The organism is Methylobacter sp. BBA5.1, assembly GCF_000746145.1.
Taxonomy (GTDB): domain Bacteria; phylum Pseudomonadota; class Gammaproteobacteria; order Methylococcales; family Methylomonadaceae; genus Methylobacter; species Methylobacter marinus.
Genome location: NZ_JQKS01000003.1, coordinates 1 through 16,259, shown reverse-complemented (window position 1 = coordinate 16,259; position 16,259 = coordinate 1). Strand labels below are relative to the sequence as shown.

The following is a 16,259-nucleotide window of genomic DNA, read 5'->3' as shown; positions in this document are numbered from 1 at the left end:
CGGTAAATATTGTCGCAGTAATTGTGTAGGGTTTGGCGGTAAGCAATTTCCTGTTTAAACGATAGGATGCGCCGCCTGGCGCGCCTGCTTTGGGTCGGCACACCCTACGCAGGCGTGTCATTTCAGGAAGTCATTTTCAGCCAAATCCTTGAGTCACAATTGTTTACCTGCCAGAGATGCCGATGAAGCCGACCGACAAAACCCTGATGGAGCAAATGTGCATTACCGAACTGGATATCGAGCGCCGCAAGGCATTGCTGTCATTCACCGAGGCCGATGCCGGATGGCTGGTTAAGTGCAGGCCGGTCATCGAGATGCAAGTAGATGCCCTGATTGACGAATTTTACCAAATTCAGATCGGCATACCTGAACTCGCGCTGTTGATCGATAATGCCGATATCCTGAATCATCTGCGCGAAGTGCAGCGCAGCTATATTCTCGATTTGTTCGGCGGCCTCTACGGCATTGACTATATCAACAATCGCCTGCGCATCGGGCTGATTCATAAACGCATGGGGGTCGCGCCCAAGTTCTATCTTACCACTACGCATTCGCTCAAAACGCTTTTGAGCCGGCCGATTAATGAAGCGTTTCCGGAAGACAGGGCCCACCAGGCGATTCTATCGGCGCTCGATAAATTATTGCTATTCGATATCACACTCGTGTTTGAGACTTATATCCACAGCCTGGTCTGGGAAGTCGAGATTGAAAGGAAAAAATCCGAGAATTACGCGCGAATGCTGGAAGTCAAGGTCAGGGAGCGGACGCAACAACTGGAGGAACTGGCGCGCCGGGACCCGCTGACGGGGCTGTTGAATACGCGTTTTCTATCCGAAATGCTTGATTACACCATTAAATGCGCGCAGCGCCGCTCCGAGCCGGTGTCGTTTGTCTACTTCGATATCGACGACTTTAAAAAAATCAATGACATCGAGGGCCATCAACGCGGCGATGAAGTGTTATGCATGATAGGCGATGTCATAAAACACATATCACGCGCCGAAGACAGCTGCTTCCGCTACGGCGGCGATGAATTCTGCATCATTCTGCCCAATTGCCGCGAGGAGCAGGCCAGGGATATCTATGTCCACCGTTTCAACGAGGTTCTCGGGGAATTCCGGCAGGATATCTCGTTAAGCATCGGCATATACCAGACAGGCCCCGGCCGCTATGACGAGCCCGATGCCGTCATCCGTTTTGCCGACCGGAAAATGTATGAGGCCAAAAGGGCGTCAAAAGCGGTTCAGCAGCCATCGGATGCCTGAGAGTCAGGCACGGGCAACTGCCGCAATGCCCATTTTACCGGCTGACTTTCGGCATTCGTTATAAAAGACTGAGCCTGAACAAGAAAATATTGATCGACGGAGCTATAATGCAAAGATTTGAAAAAACCTAATCCTTGCCGGGCAGAGTCGTCAGCGCATGAAAATACTCAGTATCCACTTTAAAAATATCAAATCCTTAGAAGGCGAGAACCGCATCGACTTTGACCAGGCGCCATTTGATACCGGTGTTTTCGCCATTACCGGGCCTAACGGCTCGGGCAAGTCCGCCATTCTCGACGCCATTACCCTGGCTTTATACGGCGAGACCTTCCGGTTTGAGCGTCCGGCCCGGCATGTCATGACCAAACACACGGCCGAGTGTTTCGCGGTGATTGAATTTTCCATCGGCGCTGAAAGATACCGCTCCGGCTGGCAGGTGGCGCGCGAAGGCGGCCGCCCCGATGCGGAACCGTTGCCGCCGGTCATGACCTTGACCCGTCTCGGGGAAACCGAGGAACTGCTGGCCGATACGCCCCATTCGGTCTGCGCGTTGATCACCGAAATCACCGGCATGAATTTCCGCAATTTCACGCGTTCCATCCTGCTGGCGCAGGGCGATTTCGCGGCCTTCCTGAATGCCCTCGATACCGAGCGCATGGATATCCTGGAAAAAATCATCAGCAGTGATATCTACACCGATTATAGAAAGGAAATTCTTGAAAAAGCCGAGAACGCGCAAAAAAGCCTGGATCAGTTAAGGCAGGATCTGGCGGCCCTGCCGCTCATGGAAGCCGAAAAGCTGGAAGCGTACGAGCATGATTTAAGTGATTTTAACGAGCAATACGCCGAATTGCGCGACCAGCACGGCCAGTTGAAGCAACAGCAAGCCGCGCTGAAGAGAATAACGGTGCTGAACAGTGATATCGCCGTACAGGAAAAACAACTGCAGGACGCCAAAAAACAGGCGGAGAGCCAGCAGGAAAACCTGGCCAAGCTCGCCTTCGCCCAGGATGCGCTGCTGTTTAAAGACGATGTGGCGTCGATTGCCGGTAAAGCGCACGACATTCAGCAGGACAAAGCCGCGTTGGCCGCCTATCGCAACGAGCTGAAACAGCTGGAAACCCTGCTTGCCGATCCGAATATCGACAAAAACATCCCGCCCGATCAGGGCAAAAAATCCGCCGACGAACAGAAGGAAGCCATAGACAGCACCAAGGCGCAGATTGATCTGCTGAATGTCGACAAGCAGTCGGAGATGGCTTTGCTGCGGACATTAGGCGCGCAGATCGAGGAAAAGAAGACGGTGCTGGGGAACGTATCGGTCTGGCTGGACGAACATGCCGCCGACCAATCGCTGCTGACCGATTTTCCCGAAACCGGCCGTTTGAAAAAACTCAGGACGGAACTGGCCGAGCTCAGGGAAAAACAGAAATCCTTCGCCAAATGGTCGAAGAATACGACCACCTCGCTGAAAAACAGCAAGTCCGCGACCGACCGGGAAATCAAGAAACTCGCCGATCTGAAAGCCAAGCTCGAAGATGAAGAGCAGGAACTGATAACGCTGGCGGAGGGCCATAACCCCGAGCAAATTGAAGAGCTGCGCCAGGAACAACAAGAGCGTGTTGCCGACTTTCAGGAATTAAACAGCCTGGCCCGGGCGTATCTGAAACTGGCCGATGCCGGATTCGATTTTTTCAGCAACCTCTTCGGCAGAGAGGCGCCGGTATATGATCTCGAGGCATTGACCCGCGATCTGGAAAAGACCCGGCAGGAACTGAGCCGCGAGGAAAATATCGTCCGGGCGCTGGAAGAGTCGGTTGTCCGGGAAGCCCTGCTGAAAAGAATGGAAGCGGAACGGCACCATCTGGTGGAAGGCAAGCCCTGTCCGTTATGCGGTTCCCTGACGCACCCTTATGTCAAACGTCCGCCGGCCGTGTCCAATTCCCAACAGGCCCTGGCCGACCAGCGGGCCAAAGTCCAGGCGCTGGCGGCAACGGCCGATAAACTGACGCAGCAAATCGCCGTCGCGCAAAAACAAGAGGAAAAAAACCGGGCAACCGAGACGCAGTTGGCGCAGATCAAGTCGCAATGGCAGATGCTGAGCAACCGGCTCAATATCGCCAGCCGCGAGCTGAGCATCGATAATACCAAACTGATGAAACAGCTGCTGAACGCCGAAACCGACGAATTGAAAAATATCGTCACGCTGGCGGCCCGATACAAGAGCAAGCAGGACAGCATTGAAAAATTAAAAGCCTTGCTGGTCAGGACCGAAGACGCCATAGAGCAGCTGAAAGCCAATACGGAAAGACTGGATGCCGAGTGGCAGGGGCGTCCCCAGGATCAGATCGATACGGAAGCGGAACTGGCCAGGTGTCAGCAGGAAGAAAAACAGCTGACCGACAAGCTCATTGAACAGCTGGCCGCGCTCGGCGAAAAACTGCCGGCCATCGGTAAGGAAGATCTATTGTTCGACCGGCTCAACAGCCGGCGCCAGGAATACCAGGGCTATGCGTTCCGCCGCAAGACACTGGTCGAGGAACTGGACGCGCTGAGCCAGAAAGAGGCCGCGGCCCGGGCCAAGATCCAGGAAGACAGTGACAAGCTTGAGGTCTACAGCCGCCGGCTGCGGCAGGAAGAAGCCGTCGGCCTGCATCTGGCCCTGATCGAGAAACAGAAGCTGATCGCCGACAAGGAGCAATCGATCGCGCAACAGGAAGCCGAACTTGCCGGCCTGCGGCAGGCGCTGCAGCAGAAATTGCAAGGCACGCAGTTTGAGAGCCTGCAGGCGCTTGAGGCCATGCTGGAGCTGATCGATCGCCAGCCGGAACTGGAAGGGCAATTGACCGCGCTGGAGACGGACATTGAAACCATGACGGCACAGCTGGAGCAGAATAATGCCCTGTTGCAGGCCGAGCTCGCTCAAGCAGACACGACCTTGAGCAAGGAAGAAGTAGAGGTTCAGTTAAGAAGCCTGGCCGAAAAAATAGACATCGCGCGGCAGGAAGTCCAGCGCCTGGAAAGAATCCTGAAGGAACAGGCGCAGCGTAAGCAACAGCATGATGCGGTCCTGGCCCGGCTCCATGACCAGGAAGCCATCACCGCCCAATGCCTGGCGGAAGCGCAGCAGATTACGGCGGAAAGCGGCATGGAATTCCGTCGTCGCGTGCAGCGGCAGGTTGCGGACCGGTTACTGGCCCAGACCAACGAAATACTCGAGAAAATCAGCGGCCGGTATTACATCCGGCGAAAACCCAGTGAGCAAGGGCTGGCGCTGGAGATCGAGGATACCTATCAGGCCAACGTCCGCCGTCTGCCCCGGACCTTATCCGGCGGCGAAAGCTTTATCGTGAGCCTGGCCCTGGCATTGGGGCTTTCGGAGCTGGCCAACAACGGCAAGGCCGTGGACTCGCTGTTTCTGGATGAAGGCTTCGGCAACCTGGATGCGGAAAACCTGTATACCGTCATCAGCACCCTGGAAAGCCTGCATACGCACGGGAAAATCGTCGGCGTTATCTCCCATGTCGAAAGCGTGCAGAAACGCTTCAAGACGCAGCTGCAGGTGATCAAAAAGCCGAACGGCATGGGCGAACTGCGGAAAGCGTCTTGATACAGCCTGCTGGCAGCGAAAGGCATAGAGATCGATTAAAAAATGCGGCTAATGCAGCGGTAATTTGAACCGGCTTAATGTAGGTGCGAATTCATTCGCACGGGCACTGATAAGATGACTGCGAATGCCCTCTGGAGCAAAAGTGAATTCGCACCTGCATCGGAAACCCATCCGCACATGTGATGAAGTTTTGCATGCGCGTTGCTAAAAGTCGTTCTCCCTACGAGGTTGCATCAATCCCCATCGAGTAAATTCCCCAGCCCCCCTAGAATGGAGCCTTCGCCTTGTTGTCTGCCGCCTCCTTGCGGCGCCGATGTCATCATCCTGCCCGCCAGGCGCGAGAACGGCAGACTTTGCAGCCAAACGGTGCCAGGGCCGGTTAACTTGGCAAAAAACAAGCCTTCGCCGCCAAACAGCATGGTTTTAATGCCGCCGGCCTGTTGAATGTCAAAATCAACGCTGCCGGTCATCGCCGCCAGACACCCGGTATCGACATGCAGCGTTTCACCGACGGCCAGTTCTATTTTTTGCAGGCAGCCGCCGGCATGAACAAACACCCAGCCATTGCCTTCCAGTTTTTGCATGATAAAACCTTCACCGCCAAACAGGCCGGTCAAAATACGGCGCTGGAAATGAATGCCGATCTGCACGCCTTTGGCGGCCGCCAAAAAGCTGTCTTTCTGGCAAATCAGTTTTTGGCCATAGTCGTTCAAATTCAAGGCGAGAATAGTGCCTGGAAAAGGTGCCGCGAACGCCACTTTACCTTTACCATGGGCGTTTTGCGTGAACACGGTAACAAACAGGCTTTCGTTTGTCAGCAAGCGCTTACCCGCGCCCAGCAATAGCCCCATGATACCGGATTGCTGATTGGCCGAACCGTCCCCGAAAATGGTTTCCATTTTTACTCCAGGGCTTTTGTACATCATCGCGCCCGCCTCGGCGACCGCGCTCTCTTGCGGGTCCAGTTCGATTTCCACAAACTGCATTTCATGACCGTAGATTTTATAATCGATACCGTCAGTGACCGCTTGCTGGCCAAACCCGCCGGAAGACTGGACATCCGGTTGCGTACCAGCCGCATTGACCGGCTGAACGCCGGCAGGCAATGCCGTCGGCTTGGGCGACATCATATGCGCAGGCGGCGGCGGAAAAGGCGTGACGCCGTCTTTCTTCATCGGCCTGATTTCAGTTGCCTCGAAAATGGGAATCCAGTCGGGAAAACGCGGGCACCAGCAATAAGCACCCTGGTGTTCGCGGGCGAAAACCTTTGCATAATCCAATGTATAGGGGCCGCTGACTGTATTATTAAAAGAAAAAAACCATTCATTCATCGTGTGAGCCTAGCTTAAATTATGGAATGTAGAAACAGTCTATGAGTATAGACCAATCGAGTTTTTGATACAGCTGACAGGGCATTCCGGTTCAGGCAGGGCGCCGGCAAGGGGTGAGGCGGCGAGCCGCCGTGCCCGCGTTTGCTCCTTGGACGAATTGACGGCGAACATCCGCTATTTTTTAAGGTTCTGAAGTTGCGCATGTGTGATTTTTTATCCCGTTTGCCGTGCCGGGCAGCACCGCTTTCGGCTAGCGACGCTATATTAAGCCAATCTCAAGACAACCAAGGATTGGGTCGTCAATCATTTCCCTGTTTAAACATAGGATGTGCCGACGCCAGGAGGCGCATCGTCCGCGAGCGATGCGCGCCATTGCGCCGCCTGGAGCGCTTGCTTTGGGTCGGCACATCCTGTGCAGGATTGTCATTTCAGGAAGCCATTTTTAGCCAAATCCTAAATGCATAAAGTCAGTTCCGATGGGTGCGAATTCACTTGTGACCCAGAGGGTATTCGCAGTTACCTTAAATACCCGTGCGAACACCCTGAAGGGCACAAGTGAATTCGCACCTACATTGGCAAGCCGATTCAAATCACCGTCGCGCTGGCGGCACTTTAATTATGACGATCCAAATTCAACCTATCGCGTAACATGTGCCAAGTAGAAACAGTGCCTAAGGCTTGACCGCAACGCCCCACGGATAACGCCCGACGCCCACGGACTTGGTGACCTTATGGGCTTCCAGATCGATCAGGGAAATGTCATTGCTGACGCCGTTGGTCGTATAAAGGCGTTTCTGGTCCGGCGAGAACGCCAGGTTCCAGACCCGCTGACCCACCAGTAAATATTTCTCCGGTTCAAGGGTCTGGGCATTGATCACGGCAACCCGGTTGGCCGGTCCCATGGCCACATAGGCCCACTGCCGCTCGTTGTCGATCAGCACGCCGACCGGCTGGATCTTGTCATCCGTGACGCCGGGCACGGCCAGCTTGATCTGCTTGATGATTTGGCGCGTCGCCACATCGATAACCGTCACCGTGCCGGCCATTTCCGATGTCACCCAAAGTTGCTGGCTGTCGGCGGTAAAGCTTAGCGCGCGGGGGCGGGGATCAACCAGTGTGTTATCGACGACGGCAAGGCTGTTGCGGTCAATCCAGTGCACCATGTTGGTGGCTTCCGACGCGCTGGCCACCCATTTGCCGTCCGGGCTGACGGTAATGCCTTCCGGTTCGACGCCGACCGGAACCGTCTTGATGGCCTTGCGTTGATCAATGTCGATGGCCGTCACCAGGCTGTCATCCTCATTGGAGACATAGGCGAACCGGCCGTCGGGATCCAGCGCGAACGTTTCCGGATCCTCGCCGGAGGGCAGTTGGCCTTCCTCGGCAAAGGTGTCGCTGTTAATGATGCGGATGGTATTGTCATCGCTGGTGGCGATGTAAAGGTGCCGGTAATCCTTGCTGATGGCGATGCCGCGCGGACGCTGGCCGACGTCAACGGTTTTCAGCAACTTGCCTGCGATCGGATCGACAACGGCAAGGGCGTTGTCTTTCTCCAGCGTCACAAAAACCGTTTCCGCATGAGCGATACTGCCCGCTATCAGCAGGGCAGCCGTTATAATGTGTTTCATAAGCGTGTTCTTGCAAAAAAAAGCACACAACATAGCATTGCCGTCAAGAAGATAAACAGCGATGGTAAAAAAAAGAATTTTTCCTATAGGAGGAGCGGAACCTGAACACCATAATTGAGAATTTAGGCGAACCGAAGATGAGTTTACGCTATCAGATCAACATCAGGATTTTCCTTACCAGTATCGCCATTCTGATTTTAGGCGGCTCCGTGGCCATCTGGCAGGCGCGCGACGCCGTCAGCCGGGAAATCGATTCATCGCTTAACCTGGCCGCCCAGTTCATTCAGCTCAATTTTCCGCAATCGCAACAGACGGCGTTCGATGTCGATACCTGGCTGCCGCGGTTCGTCTCGCTGGAGCAGACCCGTCATTTAAATATTCAACTGAAAAAGCCGGAGGGAGAGGTTATAAGCTATTCGGCCAAGCAGAGAGAGGACATCGACGCCGAGGCTTATATGCCGCCGCAATGGTTTATCAATCTGGTATCGGCCGAATACCCGCAACTGGAGCAGCAACTGACCACCGCGGACGGCGAACAGATCACGCTGATCATTCAGGCCGACCCGCTGGACGAGATCGTCGAGGTTTGGGAGGAAAGCTTCTCGTTTTTCGTATCCCTGCTGGTGATGACGCTGATCACGTTTCTGGCCGTCAATTTGGCTTTCAACAAGGCGTTCAAGGCGATCGCCGTCATCGTCGACGGCTTGAAAGCCATCGAGCAGGGGCAGTATCAGCACAAACTGCCGGACTTTTCCATTCAGGAATACGACAGCATTGCCAAGGCCATCAACCACATGACTCACACACTGGACGTGGCCCAAAAGGAAAACAGCGCCCTGACGCTGCACTCGCTGGAAATCCAGGAAGAAGAGCGGCAACGTCTGTCGCAGGAATTGCATGACGAACTGGGGCAGTCGTTAACCGCCATTAAAGTCATGGCGGTCACGGCCAAAAGCAACAAAGCCGAGGCCGAACGGATCGCCGATGCCATTACCGGCATTTGCGATCATCTGATTACGGTCGTGCGCTCCATGATGCGCAACCTGCATCCGCTGATCCTGACCGAACTGGGCTTGAAGGCGACCCTGGAAGACCTGATCAACCAATGGTCGAACCGGAATCCCGAATTGAAACTGCTCCTGAATTGTGCCGATGACGTTGACGGACTGGAGCCGAAAATCACCATCCAGGTCTTCAGGGTCGTGCAGGAGTGCATCACCAATATTGTTCGCCATGCGCAGGCCGAAGAGGCTATCATTTGCCTCGAAATAATGCCGCGGGAGACTACCATCAAGCAATTGCGCCTGCAGGTGACGGATAACGGCAAGGGCTATATGCCGGAAAAAATAAAAATGGGTTTCGGGCTGCTAGGCATGAGAGAGCGAATCAAAAGCCTGGGCGGCGAGTTCCGCCTGGAGACCCGGCCACAACAAGGTATGAACATCATCGCGACTATTCCTTTGAAATGAAAGAAAAAATAAAAGTTATTCTGGTGGATGACCATGCCGTGGTAAGGGCCGGTTTCCGCTTGCTGCTGTCCTCCGTGGACCATATAGACGTGATAGCCGAAGCCGAGCGGGGCGAACAGGCCTGCCAGCTTTACCTGGAAAAACAGCCGGATGTCATCGTGCTCGATTTATCGATGCCGGGCATCGGCGGACTGGAAAGCATACGGCGCATCCTGCTGCGCGACAGCGCGGCCAGGATACTGGTCTTCAGCGTGCATGACGAGATCGTATATGTCAACCGGGCGCTGGGAGCCGGCGCGAAAGGCTATATCACCAAAAATTCCGCGCCGGAGATTTTGGTGGAAGCGCTGGAGAAAATAGCCGCTGGCGAAGCTTATATTGAACAGGGATTAAGGAAAAGCCTGCCCGCGCAAACGAACCAGGCCGATTATCGGGCGCTGATAGACACCTTGTCCGCCCGGGAATTCGATGTCTTCCGGTTGCTGGCAAAGGGCCTGACCCTGCATAAAATTTCCGATGAGCTATGCCTGGGTTATAAAACCGTGGCCAATTACGGCACGCAGATCAAAAGCAAGCTCAAGGTATCGACCACGGCCGAACTGGCGCACATTGCCATGGTGCTGGGCGTCATGAAAAGCTGAATCAAGCCCGGCGGCTTGAGGTTTTGTAGGCTTTCCTACATCTTCCTTGATAGGCCTCGGCTTAAGCGGAAAGTCCGTCCATTCAATGGATAGCATGTCAGTGCATTATTAATTAACCACGAAGGACACGAAGAGCACGAAGTTTTAAGCTATTGATTAAATTAATTTTTTCTTCGTGTCCTCGGCAACTGCTCCTGCGTTGCTCTACCTCCTGCATCCCTACAGTCGTTCGTGATCTTCGTGGTGAATAAGGCTTTTTATGACGTTTTTCACTAATTCTTTCACAGCCCTCCTGCGTGGGAACGCATACCGGGCCATACGACATGCCGATCTCAAAGCCCGGTACCGGTTCCCACGGAACCAGGGAACGCACATGTGGTTATTTATTCATTTGGGCTAAAAAATGAATTCTTTCACAGCTTCGTACCCTACTGTATTTTTCAGACAGGCTTGCCAATAATAAAACTCAGTTTTCACAAGAGTCGTTGCTTTCAAGTAACGGCTGATTGCTCTAGCAGACCTGCGCATTATTAATTAACCACGAAGAGCGCGAGGTTTTGCTTTTCTTCGTGAGCTTCGCGTTCTTCGTGGTTTAACGCCAAGTTGAGGCTTGTAAGGTTTCCTACATATTCCCCGTTCGGCAAATATTTAATAAAACAATAAGTTAGCAAAGTCTCGACGCTGGCATCCATTTTGCTCTGATTCTGTTGTCAACAACTTCAGAGCTATTATGAAACTCGTTCTCGATTGGTCAGCTTACAAAGAGGCCGGCATGGGGGACGCCTATGCCGATATTCCCAAAACCGGCGGCGATTACGCCAAGGCGATTGCGGTCTGCATTGGCAGTCGTGCCTGCGAGCAAGCCGGCAAAGGCGTGATGTGCCCCAGCTTTCGCGTCAGCGGCAAACCGGCGCTGTCGACCGGCGGCCGCGTCAAATTGCTGAAAGCGGCGCTCAACGGTGAGTTCGGCGACGCACCGTTTGAGAAAAGCGAGCTGGTCGAAGCGATGGATCTGTGCGTCAGCTGCAAAGGCTGCAAACGCGAATGCGAGAACGAAGTGGATATGGCGCTGATCAAGGCCGAGTTTCTGGCCCAGCGCTTCAGGGCCACCGGCACGCCGCTGCGCAACCGCCTGTTTGCGGCGCTGCCGGCATTACTGGCCCGCTTCCCCCTGACGGGCCAGCTGATCAGATGGCGCAACCGCCACGCGTTGCTGGCGCAGTGCGTGGACCGATTGCTGGGCATCAGCGCCGGCGCGCGCCTGCCGGAACCCGCCGAGCGGCCGTTCAGCGAGACATCCGTACGAGAGCAACAGAAAAATGACGCCGACATGCCGGAAGTCGTCGTATTTGTCGATACCTTCAATCGCTATTTCAATCCCGCCGTTGCCGAGGCGGCCGTCTCGTTGCTCGCGGCCGCGGGCTATCGGGTGCATGTGCTGAATGAAGAGGGAGATGCCGACGCGGCCCGGCAGCCGTTATGCTGCGGGCGAACCTATTTTGCCAACGGCATGATCGCGAAGGCCCGCCATGAAGCGCGCCGCCTATTGCAGGCGCTGAAGCCGCACATCGACGCGGGACGCTGGATCATCGGCCTGGAGCCCTCCTGTATTCTCAGCCTGCGGGACGAATATCTGAGCATGGGCCTGGGTGAGCAGGCCAGGCAACTGGCCGGGAAAGTGCTGTTGCTCGAGGAATTTATCGCCAGGGAACAAACGGCCAAGCGCTGGACGCTGGCGTTCAACTCGCGCGGCAGGCAAAAACTGCTGGTGCACGGCCATTGCCATCAGAAGGCAGTCGGCGCGACCAAGGCCATGCGCAAGGTGCTGAAGATGGTTCCGGATCTGGACAGCCAGCAAATTGAGTCATCATGTTGCGGCATGGCGGGACAATTCGGCCTGGAATCCGAACATGCCGATTTCTCGCGTGAAATGGCGGAGCTGGGGCTTTATCCGGCCTTGCGGGCGGAGCCCGATGCCGCGGTTGTCGCCAACGGCTTTTCCTGCCAGCAGCAAATCCTCAACGGCGGCCACGCCAGACCGCTGCATATCGCCGAGGTCTTGTATGCGGCGCTCGGCCGGTAACCGCGGGCGATGGCAATGAATACGCTGCCATGGACCAACCTCTGGCTGCAACGGTCGCCGTCGTTCTACCAGCGGGTCGACCCGACGCCGCTGGCCGGGCCCTATTTCGTGCATTGCAATGAGCAGGCGGCGCGGCTATTGGGATTGAACGCCGAAGACTTGGGCACTGAAACGGCACTGCGCTGTTTTAACGGCGATGAACCGCTACCCGGCATGCAGCCGATCGCCACGGTTTACGCCGGGCATCAGTTCGGCATTTTCACCTCGCGGCTGGGCGACGGCCGCGCCATTACCCTGGGCGGGACGCAGGGGGCGAACGGGCAAACTTACGAAATCCAGCTGAAAGGCGCGGGACTGACGCCTTATTCGCGCACGCTGGACGGCCGTTATCCGCTCGGCGCCGCGATCCGGGAATACCTGGCCGGCGAGGCGCTGACAGCGCTTGGCATTCCCAGCACGCGGTCGCTCTGCCTGCTCGGCAGCCGCACTGAAATACGGCGGGACCGTAGCGAGACCGCCGCCATTCTGGTCAGAATGGCCCGGTCGCATATCCGTTTCGGCCATTTCGAATACTTTCATCACCGCGATGAGATCTATGACCTGCGCGAATTGTTTGTCTTTGTCATCGAACAGCATTTTCCCGAATTGCTTGATGAAGCGGCGGAAAAATGGCCGCTGAGGTTTCTGGAAACAGTCATCGGGCGAACGGCCCGCCTGATCGCCGGCTGGCAAAGCGCGGGCTTCGTGCACGGGGTCATGAATACCGACAACATGACTTTGAGCGGCGAAACGCTGGACCTGGGTCCGTTCGGTTTCATGGAGACGTATGATCCCGGATTCTCGCCGAATCCGTCCGACGACCAGCGCCGGTATCAGTATGATCAGCAGCCCGACATCGGCCGCTGGAACTGTCTGGCGCTGGCCCAGGCGTTTACTTCGCTGCTGCCCTCGCCGACCATTCCCGCCAGCTTGCTGCGCCTGTACCGGCAAACCTATCAGCAGCATTATCTGCAAGCCATGCGGGCGAAACTGGGTCTGCAAACGCAACATCCGGACGATATCGATCTGGTGAACAGCCTATTGTCGGCATTGGCGCTCTCGGGCGCCGACTATGCCGGCTTTTTCCGTAACCTTGCCGGCTTCAAGCCGGGCCATGTCATGACGTATTCCGCTCCGCTGCGAAGCTGGCTGGCCTGCTATCAGGACCGCCTGAGCTTGGAAAAGGCGCCGCCGAACGAGCGCCGGGACCGTATGAACCGCGTCAATCCCTGCTATGTTCTGCGCGCGCATTTGCTGTATCAGGCTGAGCAAAAAGCCGAAAAAGGCGACTTCACCGAACTGGAAAGATTGCTGAAACTGGTGCAAAACCCATATGAAGAACAGCCGGGCATGGCGTTTTACAGCCAGCCGCAGCAGCAGGACAACATCAGCCGCAGGCTGGGGTGATCAACCCGGCCTGCAAACTCTCTTAATAAAGAGGCAACAGAAAATGAAACTGCAGATTGAAAGAACCTATGTTAATGCCATGGTGGCGGAGTTTCCGGGATTGACGCCGCTCAAGGACCAGCTGCGCTTCGGCAACAAGGCGGAAGTGCCTTTTAACCGGCTGTCCAGTTCCGAGCTCGGCTATCTTAAAAATCTCTATCAGCAGGCCGGCCCCGACATGCTTAGCCAGGCGGCGATGATCGCCACGCTGCAAAAAGCGCTCAATGACGACAGTCAGAAGTATTCAGCCGAGGACCTGGAAAAGCTGGTGCCGGCGATTGCCGGCTATCTGGTCGAGGATGCGCAGCGCGGCTGGCTGTTCCGCGTCAGCGTCACCGGCAAAACCTCGGCCTACCTGATCACCCGGCTGGACTATACGCCGCCCGGCGAGGAAGAGGCCGGGCGGATACTGATCGAACTGAAAGCCAACTCGCGCGGCAAAATCGCCATCGAAACCCTGATCATTCGGGAGAAAGACATTGAAGGGCAGTCGATCAGCGAAATCCTTGCCATGAAGGGCTATCTGAAGGAAACGCCGGAACTGATCGCCGCCTACGACGAATCCGCCGGGCGCTATTTCGACTGGCGGGCGCGTTACGGCGAACAGTTCTCGGCCACGGGCACGGGCATTTATGCCGAGGACCCGACCGCCAATCACCGCAGCAACGACTGGACCCGCAAGAACGTCGTCGTACTGTCCTCGGGCGGCGGCAGCACCCGGCTGGTCAACGACGAAAACATTATCAGCGATCGCGCCCTGACGCTGGAGGCGTCCGGCGATATCCTGGGCGGCTTTCTGCGCCGGGCCGGCAAAAGCACGCGCTACGACAGCAAGGTGGAACAGCAGGCGGAAGCCTCCAAGGCCGCCATCCCCAAGGGCCTGTTCACGGAACTGCCGGTGCACGGCTACATGCTGATGTTTCACCTGGAACTGCATCATCACGTCTGGGTGCACGTCGACCATATGCAGCCCTACCGCTACCAGCCGGAACTGAAGCAAAAGCTGATTCTGCCGCCCGAGCAGACCGATCTGATCGACATCCTGACCGCGGAAATGGATGTGCTGATGGATGATATCGTGGCAGGCAAATCCGGCGGCACGACGGTACTCTGCGCGGGTCCCGCCGGGGTCGGCAAGACGCTGACCGCCGAGGTGTATTCGGAAATCATCCAGCGGCCGCTGTACCGCGTGCATTCCGGACAACTGGGCCTGAACGTCGCGGAAATGGAAAAAGAGCTCAAGGATACCCTGATCCGCGCACAGCGCTGGGGCGCCGTGATGCTGATCGACGAGGCCGATGTCTACATCCGCCGCCGCAACGACAGCCTGGCTTCCAATGCCGTGGTCGGCGTGTTCCTGCGCGTGCTGGAATATTTCAACGGCCTGCTGTTTCTGACCACCAACCGCATCGACGACATCGACGAAGCGATCATTTCCCGCTGTATCGCGCTGATCCGCTATTATCCGCCGGAACGCGAGGACCGGGTCAAGATCTGGCAGGTCATGACCGAGCAGTTCGAACTGGCCGTCGAGCCGGATCTGATCGAGCAGCTGGCCGATATCTTCCCGCACGCGACCGGCCGGGAGATCAAGGGCCTGACCAAGCTGGCCGCCAAATTCTGCCAGCAAAAACGGGTGGCGCCGAACCTGGACGTGTTCAAGCGCTGTTCGGTGTTCAGGGGCATGGATAAACCGGCCGGGCGGGAGGACGTGCGCACCTGAGCGCCGGCGGCAAAAAAGGGAATTGTCCCTGCCGATAGCGGGAAAATTGCCCGATGCCTTTCTCTGGAATTCATCAATACTATGCCCTTTTGAACGAACAAGGCATAGTATTGATATGAAGTTTACACCCGCAGCATTACTCGTTTTTCTGTTATTCCCCGCGCTGTCCCTGGCGCACGGGCCGACCCCGCAAAAAGCCAAGGAAAGCCTGGAAATCAACGCCCCGGTCGATACGGTCTGGGATGCGGTCAAGCAATTCGACGGCATTTCGAGTTGGCATCCCGACGTCAAGGATAGCACCGGCGACGGCAAACACGAGTCCGGCGGCGTGCGCACGCTCACCCTGCAAAATGACGGCCAGATCGTGGAAGAGCTGGATTTTTACAGCGACAAGGACCACGAATACAGCTATCGTCTGAAAACCGAAAACGTGCAGGCGTTTCCGACCAGTTCCTACTCCATCGCGCTTCAGGTAACGCCGGGAGAAACGGCCGACAGCAGCATCGTCACCCTGAAAAGCCGTTTCTACCGCGGCGACACCGGCAACACGCCGCCCGAGAAACTCAATGACGAAGCGGCCGTCAAGGCGATGAACGAATTTTTCAAAAACGGCCTGACCGGTCTTAAGCAAAAACTGGAAAAGTAAGCCTTTCAGGTTCTCCGGCAAGCGTAGGATAAGCCCGGCTTTATTCCTCAGCATATGCCATGGCGCTTGATGTCGATGAATAGTACTACAGTTGTAGATTATTTTTCTCCCTGCGTCGTCGGTAATGGCAGGCACGGGCAACGGCTTGATGGCGTCTTCGCCATAGCGACCAGTTGACGATATGCATGATTCTCGGCGGATGCCGCCACAGCCATTGCCACAACAGCTTGCGCACTTCCGGTACCGTCAACGGGATCAGAGCTGCCGCTGCTTCCAGGCTTGCTTGCTCAGCAGTTTCCGGTTTTTTTTGCCGATGACGCGTCTTTTTCATGGCGGCACAACACCGCCAAATACGCCAACGCGGCCATTGCCAGGGTC

General features: G+C 56.0%; 10 protein-coding genes and 1 pseudogene. 8 read left to right on the top strand and 3 right to left on the bottom strand.

All coding sequences use genetic code 11. The features are described from left to right. Positions 1 to 182 precede the first annotated feature (182 nt). On the top strand, positions 183 to 1,265 hold the full coding sequence (locus EK22_RS02205) for a GGDEF domain-containing protein (RefSeq protein WP_036247690.1): 1,083 nt from the start codon (positions 183 to 185) through the stop codon (positions 1,263 to 1,265). 157 nt (positions 1,266 to 1,422) lie between these two features. Continuing rightward, positions 1,423 to 4,875, top strand: coding sequence for an SbcC/MukB-like Walker B domain-containing protein (locus EK22_RS02200; protein ID WP_036247687.1), 3,453 nt, complete (start codon positions 1,423 to 1,425; stop codon positions 4,873 to 4,875). Positions 4,876 to 5,108: 233 nt separating this feature from the next. Here the strand turns inward: EK22_RS02200 and EK22_RS02195 are convergent, their stop codons facing one another. Further along, positions 5,109 to 6,206 carry a TIGR00266 family protein gene (locus EK22_RS02195; protein ID WP_020158078.1) on the bottom strand — a complete coding sequence of 366 codons (1,098 nt, stop codon included), beginning with the start codon at positions 6,204 to 6,206 and terminating at the stop codon, positions 5,109 to 5,111. Between the two features lie 671 nt (positions 6,207 to 6,877). Then, entirely contained in the window at positions 6,878 to 7,834 is a 957-nt protein-coding gene (locus EK22_RS02190) for a PQQ-dependent catabolism-associated beta-propeller protein (RefSeq protein WP_036247684.1), read from the bottom strand. 137 nt (positions 7,835 to 7,971) lie between these two features. Here EK22_RS02190 and EK22_RS02185 point away from each other — a divergent pair, with 137 nt between their 5' ends. The 6 genes from EK22_RS02185 (at position 7,972) to EK22_RS02160 (ending at position 15,881) form a co-directional block, all read left to right on the top strand. Beyond that, entirely contained in the window at positions 7,972 to 9,303 is a 1,332-nt protein-coding gene (locus EK22_RS02185) for a histidine kinase (RefSeq protein WP_020158076.1), read from the top strand. Beyond that, positions 9,300 to 9,944 carry a response regulator gene (locus EK22_RS02180; RefSeq protein WP_036247681.1) on the top strand — a complete coding sequence of 215 codons (645 nt, stop codon included), beginning with the start codon at positions 9,300 to 9,302 and terminating at the stop codon, positions 9,942 to 9,944. The genes EK22_RS02185 and EK22_RS02180 overlap by 4 nt, the downstream gene beginning before the upstream one ends. Before the next feature lie 730 nt (positions 9,945 to 10,674). After that, complete coding sequence (locus EK22_RS02175) at positions 10,675 to 12,027, top strand: (Fe-S)-binding protein (RefSeq protein WP_036247678.1); 1,353 nt, start codon at positions 10,675 to 10,677, stop codon at positions 12,025 to 12,027. A gap of 15 nt (positions 12,028 to 12,042) precedes the next feature. Then, positions 12,043 to 13,473 carry a protein adenylyltransferase SelO gene (locus EK22_RS02170; RefSeq protein ID WP_051961624.1) on the top strand — a complete coding sequence of 477 codons (1,431 nt, stop codon included), beginning with the start codon at positions 12,043 to 12,045 and terminating at the stop codon, positions 13,471 to 13,473. A gap of 43 nt (positions 13,474 to 13,516) precedes the next feature. Continuing rightward, entirely contained in the window at positions 13,517 to 15,235 is a 1,719-nt protein-coding gene (locus EK22_RS02165; RefSeq protein WP_051961622.1) for an AAA family ATPase, read from the top strand. A gap of 115 nt (positions 15,236 to 15,350) precedes the next feature. Further along, complete coding sequence (locus EK22_RS02160) at positions 15,351 to 15,881, top strand: SRPBCC family protein (RefSeq protein ID WP_020158070.1); 531 nt, start codon at positions 15,351 to 15,353, stop codon at positions 15,879 to 15,881. 85 nt (positions 15,882 to 15,966) lie between these two features. On the opposite strand, the pseudogene EK22_RS24845 reads toward EK22_RS02160, so the two are convergent. Then, positions 15,967 to 16,259: pseudogene (locus EK22_RS24845) on the bottom strand (hypothetical protein); the annotation flags it as partial.

What these genes read in the sequence shown, in the direction of transcription:
- EK22_RS02160 (WP_020158070.1), top strand. Translation starts at nt 15,351, where the DNA reads ATGAAGTTTACACCCGCAGCATTACTCGTTTTTCTGTTATTCCCCGCG.
- EK22_RS02200 (WP_036247687.1), top strand. Translation starts at nt 1,423, where the DNA reads ATGAAAATACTCAGTATCCACTTTAAAAATATCAAATCCTTAGAAGGC.
- EK22_RS02170 (WP_051961624.1), top strand. Translation starts at nt 12,043, where the DNA reads ATGAATACGCTGCCATGGACCAACCTCTGGCTGCAACGGTCGCCGTCG.
- EK22_RS02205 (WP_036247690.1), top strand. Translation starts at nt 183, where the DNA reads ATGAAGCCGACCGACAAAACCCTGATGGAGCAAATGTGCATTACCGAA.
- EK22_RS02190 (WP_036247684.1), bottom strand. Translation starts at nt 7,834, where the DNA reads ATGAAACACATTATAACGGCTGCCCTGCTGATAGCGGGCAGTATCGCT.
- EK22_RS02175 (WP_036247678.1), top strand. Translation starts at nt 10,675, where the DNA reads ATGAAACTCGTTCTCGATTGGTCAGCTTACAAAGAGGCCGGCATGGGG.
- EK22_RS02165 (WP_051961622.1), top strand. Translation starts at nt 13,517, where the DNA reads ATGAAACTGCAGATTGAAAGAACCTATGTTAATGCCATGGTGGCGGAG.
- EK22_RS02195 (WP_020158078.1), bottom strand. Translation starts at nt 6,206, where the DNA reads ATGAATGAATGGTTTTTTTCTTTTAATAATACAGTCAGCGGCCCCTAT.
- EK22_RS02185 (WP_020158076.1), top strand. Translation starts at nt 7,972, where the DNA reads ATGAGTTTACGCTATCAGATCAACATCAGGATTTTCCTTACCAGTATC.
- EK22_RS02180 (WP_036247681.1), top strand. Translation starts at nt 9,300, where the DNA reads ATGAAAGAAAAAATAAAAGTTATTCTGGTGGATGACCATGCCGTGGTA.